Source organism: Micromonospora sp. (assembly GCF_048594385.1).
Taxonomy (GTDB): domain Bacteria; phylum Actinomycetota; class Actinomycetes; order Mycobacteriales; family Micromonosporaceae; genus Micromonospora; species Micromonospora wenchangensis.
In genome coordinates this window covers 1-5508 of the sequence record NZ_JBMDWU010000036.1, presented here as the reverse complement: position 1 = coordinate 5508, position 5508 = coordinate 1, and the positions used below count along the sequence as shown (strand labels likewise).

Genomic DNA, 5508 nt, shown 5'->3' with positions numbered 1-5508 from the left:
GGCGGGGACCCGACCGTCGTATCCCTGCCGTCCGGAGCCCCAGTCACCCCCGGCGGGATGGTCAATCTCCGCGACGACCAACTCGGCTACCTACACGCCGGCTCGCTGTCCGTCGTCGACGAGCTGCCCCGCACCGAGCCGGCCATCGCCGTCGACGGCGCTGTGATCGTCACCCAGGCCGACGACGGCGCGTGGTGGACGCTGCGCGCCGACGTCGCCCCCACCGTCGCCAAACCCGACGCACCCACCGGCACAACCGGGTTCCGCGACTTCCTGGCCGTCGGCACCGACCACGTCATCACCGCATGGGAAACCGCCGAGCCGCGCACCTGCGCCGTGGCCGCCTACGCCACCAGCGACGCCGCCACCCAGGCCACCACCACCCTGCCCTGCGCCTCGCTCCCGCGACCCGGCGCGACCTACACCAGCACCGGACCCGTCGCCGGCGTCGGCACCCTCGTTCTGCGCGATGGGACGCTCATCGCCGCCCCCGGGGTCACCATGACCGCCGTCGTCGACCAGATCTACGGCACCAAGAACGGCAACCCGGTCCTGGTCAGCCCCGACGGCAACACCACCGCCCTACCCGCCGGAACGCTCACCCCCACCGGCCTGAGCGATGGGCACCTGCTCGTCGTCGACAGCGACCACCGCCTCTACGCCCTCACCGCAGCACCCCGCTAACCCACCGCCCAGCCACCAGGAGACCTATGAACCGCATCGCCCGCACCCTCACGACCGCCGCGCTCGCGGCCGTGGCCGCCCTGACCATCCCGTCTACTGCCACCGCATCCACACCGGTCGCAGCGGCCTCCGCCGCCCAGATCCCCTCGTGTTACCTGGGGTCGTCCTACTTGTTCGGACAGATGGGTGGCGCCCTGCCGTCCGCACGCGGAAGGTTCTGCCTCGTTCAAGGCACCACCAGCGGAAAGGCTGCAGAGCTGGTCTTCCAAAGCGACGGAAACCTCGTTCTCTACATCGGATCGCGAGCGCTCTGGCAGTCCGGCACCGCTAACCGAGGTTCCTCCTTCGTCCTGCAGCGCGACGGCAACGCGGTCATCTATGACGCCGCAGCCCGGCCCTTGTGGTGGACCAATACCGGCGGCGATCTCGGCCGGCGGATCGTCGTCCAACCCGACGGCAACACCGTCATCTACAGGACCGACTTCCGCGGCTACACCGTCCCCGTCTGGCAATCCGGCACCAGCGGACTCGGCTGACCGATGCAGGAACCCACAACGGGGCCGCTTCGGCCCCGCACCCCCCGCGGCTCGATGGCCATGCGCCGGTCGCTGACGCTCCCTGCGGTCACCGGCACGGATACCGAGAGGACCGGCGTGTCGGGACAGGGAAATGCGCTTGCAGCAAGGTGGGCGGTGTTGGATGGCGACATGTCGTACACCCGGCACGGCCGCAAGATTGGTCGCCCTGACAAGGGCGACCGGGACGTCCTCTACACGCGCGTTCCGCGTGAGGTCGGCGACGCCATCCGAGCGCGCGCAGAAGAAACCGGTATGACGATCAGTGATGTTGTTGCGGCATTCGCCGCCGACGCCCTGGGAATGAGCCATCTGGCTCCGCGCCCGGCGCCGGCGGAGCAGGAAGAGCTACCCCTGAAGACTGCTTGACCGCTTCACCGGGCCGGCGAACGTCTGCCCGGAGATACAGCAAAGCCCCACACCCGTTCACTTTGGCCGGCGGACGGTGTAGGGCTCTGCTCTGACGTACTGAGGAGAAGTGTACGTGTCCTCCCCCCTGCGGGGGTACGGGCATCGGGCCGCGTTTCTTGCGCGCCCAGGTGACCTGTACCGCCCCGCCCCTACAGCGAGTAGCCGCCGCCGCACGCTGCGGTGAACCGCCCGCCGGTCGATCCCGGCCAGGACGCTGACTCGCACGTCGCTGCGTGGGCTTTCGCGTGTGCGCTGTCCCCGCACCCCCGGATACGGCTCGCCGACGTCGTCGACGGCCACGTCGGGTTCGTCAACTCCTACGGCGCGACGACGCCGGCGTCGCCCGGTTCACCACCGGCGGCGGGCCGCCCGTACGCGATCCACCTGACCGACCCGGCCGGCCGGTTCCGGCTGCTGGGGTTCGATTTCGACGCCAAGCGCGGCCCGGTCACGGCCGACGTGGCACGGCTGCAGGAGCTGCTGACCCGCGCCGGCCTGCCGCATGTGGTGTGCGCGTCCGGGCCGGGCGGCGGCCGGCACGTGTGGGTCGCTCTGGCCGACCCGGTCGGCCCGGCCACGGCCAGGCGGATCGCCCTGGGCCTGTCCCGAATGCTGCCCTCCTACGACCCGACCCCACTGACCAACCCCCGTACGGGGGCGCTGCGGCCGCCGCTGGCGCCGCACCGCGCCGGCGGCCAGTCCGAGGTGATCGTCGGGCAGCTCGACGAGCTGCTGCGGCCATCGGCGGCCGCGGCCGCGGTGCTGCGCCTGGACGCGATGGTGCGGGCCGAGCAGCCCCCCACGGCCGAGCCCGCCGGCGCTCAAGGCGCACGAGCGATCAGCGTCAACGAGCACGGCCACCGTCGCATGCGCGGTCCCCGCCGGGACCTCACAGCCCGGGTCCGCGCCGCCCTGGACACCCCGATACCGGCCGGGGCGGATACCAGCACCATCCTGCGGACCGTCCTGTGCGGCGCCGTGTACGCCCGCTGGACCCTCGCCGACATCCGCGCCGAGCTCGCTACTGCCCCGGGCCTGGAACACGTCCGCTCCCGGGCGGGCGAGGACGGGCACCGGCAGCCCTACTCCCGGCACGAGCAGCACAGCCGGCTTCGGGCCGAGTGGGACCGCGCCGTCGGATACGTCGCCGACCACCCCGTCGAACCCGCCGACGCACCCGAGTTCGAGGCCCGCCAGGCCCATGTCACGGCCGCGGTCGCCGCCGTGCAGCGCCGCGCGGACGCCGCCCCCGGCCGGTGGGCCCGCGGCGGCGGCGCCGCTGACCGGCGGGTCCTGGACGTCGCGTGTCTGCTCATGTTGACCGCCCGCCGCCTGGATATCGAGCTCGACATCCGCCGCGCCGCCGAGCACACCGGCCTGTCCCGCGAGACCGCCAGGACCGCGCTGCACCGGCTCGCCGTCGACGGGTGGCTTCGCTCCGCTGCCCCCGCGGCCGGGATCCACGGAGCGCACTGGGCCCTGCCCGCCGTCGTCGTCGACCATCACGACAGACCTGCTGCAGAGTTGTCCACATCAGAGATAGACCGAGCCCGGTCACAAGTGAACACACGCCCCCCCACCCCAGTCGCCCTCCACTCTGCGTGGTCGTCCCACCTGACCTACCGCACCACCTCGGTCCTCCACGACGCCCTCACCCATGCAGGCCTGGGTCTGGACACCGCACGCGTCTACCAAGCTCTGACCACCGCACCTATCGATCTGCTCGCGCTAATCACCGCCACCGGGTACAGCACCTCCCAGCTGGCCCGGTCCCTTGATCGCCTCGCAGGTCACCGGCTCGCCAAGACCGACCGACGCGGCCGCTGGCGGATCCTCGGCCGGACCCACACCAGCGGCACCCGTCTCGGCCGCGTCGCCCGCGCCCTGGGCGTCATCGGGCTGCTCGTCGACCGCCGACGCGGGTACGCCATCGAGCGGCAGGCATGGGCTTGGTGGACCGACGAACTCGCCTGGCGCCGCGCATCCACCACCCGTAAGAGACGCGCTCCCGGCGCCGGCCAGCTCGAACTCATCGGCATCGACCGATCAGGACCACGTCAGCACTACGGCCGGCATCCCGTCGACCACCGTGGCCGCGGCGACTACGCCGCCGCCCTGGCCCACCTCACCGCGATTCCCCCGGAGCGCCGAGAAGCCAGTTGACGTCGTGGTTCGATCTGCCGGTGAAGCTGCTGCGCCGGCTGTCGATCGCCGCACTGTGCCTCTCGGTGGCCTGGGGAGTCTTCATCACCGTGTCCGCCACCGTGAGCTGGAGCCGGACCGGCGGAATCATGCTCATCGTCGCTGGGCTCCTAGGCATCGCCGCAAACATCTACAGCGAACGACACGACCGTCGACGTCGGGGCGAGGCGCCACCGGCAGCTCACGAACCGCGGCCCCGCGCCCAGTAGAACCACCCGACTCCCCTTGCGACAGCGACGAAGTCAGCTCTCCGAGCTCGGCCTGACTGCCGCAGCATCCGAGTGATCCAAGACTGCGTTGACGGCGCCGATCAACTGCTCCCACTCGCGGCGCTGGTCCTGCAGGTGCAGCCGGCCACGGTCGGTCAGCCGGTACAGATGTCGACGACGACCGCCGACCGCCTCGGGGACCATGACCAGGTACCCGGCCGCGCTCAGTCGTCGCAACGCCGGATAGATCGTTCCTTCGGTCAGGGCGACTGTGTTGTCGGAGATCGTTCGCACATCTTGGATCAACGCGTACCCGTACGTCGGGCCGGTCTTGATGATGGCCAACAGCATCAGGTCAACATGACCCCGAACCGTGTCCGCCTCCACGTTCATCCACGGTACGAAGACCAACGCCTCTGACCGTGAGTATCGGAGGATGAACCCGCGAACCACCCATCCTGGTGTCCGCAGAGGAATCGTCACAGTGACAAAGACAGTTAAGACGGATGCCAGCGTCGCGGGCCGGGTGATCGGCGGGCCGGCGGTCGGCAGGGTTGACGTGATCACTTGGGTTTCCGTCAGAGCGCGGCAAGCCTACGGACGCGGGGCCCCGACCGGTCAAGGGACGCAAGAACCGGCCCGCTGACCCGCCTGGGCCGACCCCACCCCAGAGGGGACCCCGAGGTCGACACCACCCGGACCAGCGAACCGGCCCCCGCTCAGGGCCCTTGACCGGCCACCCGCACGCCCGTGATCGCCCAGCGCATCCGCCGAACGAGCGCGATGCAGGAAGGCGTTCGCCATGCACAGCAGCCAGCCCCGCCCGCAGCAGCAGATCCACACCGTCATCTGGGTCGCCGGTGACCAGGACATCAGCATCAGCAGCCACGACGACGCCGCCGACAGCTGGGTCGCCGTCCGCGTCGGCCAGGTCCTCACCTACGCCATCGGCCTGACCGCCCCGCAGAGCATCACCCGGATCTGGACCGCGGCCGAGCAGCGCGCCGCCCACCTGCTCCCGCCGACCACGCCCGTCCGCCCCCAGCCGGCCGGCCCCGGCATCGTCGTCCGCCTCCGCGGCGAGCAGACCACCGGCGGCCTACGCGACCGGAACTTTCCCTACGACGGCCGGGCCAACAGCGGCCACATCCTGGTCGGCGGCATCCTCTGGCGCCCGGTCGACCGCGCCGCCCTCACCGGCATCGCCGACGCCTGGCGCCGCGCCGCCCAGATCGCCGACGCCCTCACCGGCCGCTGACCCCAGCCCCGGGCGGGAGTCTTCACCATACTCCCGCCCGGGCCGGCGCGGCCATCCACAACCAACCCCGATCGGCGCGGTCTGTCCACAAACTGGCACCGACCCTGTACCCCGACCACCCCGGGACACCACGATCCCCGCACACCACCACCCGAGCAGGGAGCCACCA

At 71.3% G+C, this 5508-nt stretch carries 7 protein-coding genes; 6 read left to right on the top strand and 1 reads right to left on the bottom strand.

All coding sequences use genetic code 11. From position 1 onward, the window contains the following. The 5 genes from ACOJTC_RS01510 to ACOJTC_RS01490 form a co-directional block, all read left to right on the top strand. Positions 1-684, top strand: a 684-nt coding sequence (locus ACOJTC_RS01510; RefSeq protein WP_420115446.1) for a hypothetical protein, incomplete at its 5' end; no start/stop codon positions are given. A gap of 26 nt (positions 685-710) precedes the next feature. Beyond that, a complete protein-coding gene (locus ACOJTC_RS01505; protein ID WP_420115445.1) occupies positions 711-1220 on the top strand; it encodes a hypothetical protein in 510 nt (169 codons plus the stop codon). Positions 1221-1376: 156 nt separating this feature from the next. Beyond that, positions 1377-1628, top strand: coding sequence for a hypothetical protein (locus ACOJTC_RS01500; RefSeq protein ID WP_420115444.1), 252 nt, complete (start codon positions 1377-1379; stop codon positions 1626-1628). A 222-nt stretch (positions 1629-1850) separates the two neighbouring features. Then, complete coding sequence (locus tag ACOJTC_RS01495; RefSeq protein WP_420115443.1) at positions 1851-3833, top strand: hypothetical protein; 1983 nt, start codon at positions 1851-1853, stop codon at positions 3831-3833. Further along, positions 3830-4081 (top strand): hypothetical protein, encoded by a 252-nt coding sequence (locus ACOJTC_RS01490; protein WP_420115442.1) that lies wholly within the window; start codon positions 3830-3832, stop codon positions 4079-4081. Before ACOJTC_RS01495 ends, ACOJTC_RS01490 begins: the two co-directional genes overlap by 4 nt. Positions 4082-4114: 33 nt before the next feature. Here the strand turns inward: ACOJTC_RS01490 and ACOJTC_RS01485 are convergent, their stop codons facing one another. Further along, positions 4115-4468: a PadR family transcriptional regulator gene (locus ACOJTC_RS01485; RefSeq protein WP_420115441.1), complete on the bottom strand. Its 354-nt coding sequence runs from the start codon at positions 4466-4468 to the stop codon at positions 4115-4117. A gap of 415 nt (positions 4469-4883) precedes the next feature. On the opposite strand from ACOJTC_RS01485, the gene ACOJTC_RS01480 reads away from it, so the two are divergent. Continuing rightward, positions 4884-5339: a hypothetical protein gene (locus ACOJTC_RS01480; RefSeq protein WP_420115440.1), complete on the top strand. Its 456-nt coding sequence runs from the start codon at positions 4884-4886 to the stop codon at positions 5337-5339. Positions 5340-5508: the final 169 nt, after the last annotated feature.

Bases quoted from the DNA above. Each gene is read 5' to 3' on its own strand.
- ACOJTC_RS01480 (WP_420115440.1), top strand. From the start codon at position 4,884: ATGCACAGCAGCCAGCCCCGCCCGCAGCAGCAGATCCACACCGTCATC.
- ACOJTC_RS01505 (WP_420115445.1), top strand. From the start codon at position 711: ATGAACCGCATCGCCCGCACCCTCACGACCGCCGCGCTCGCGGCCGTG.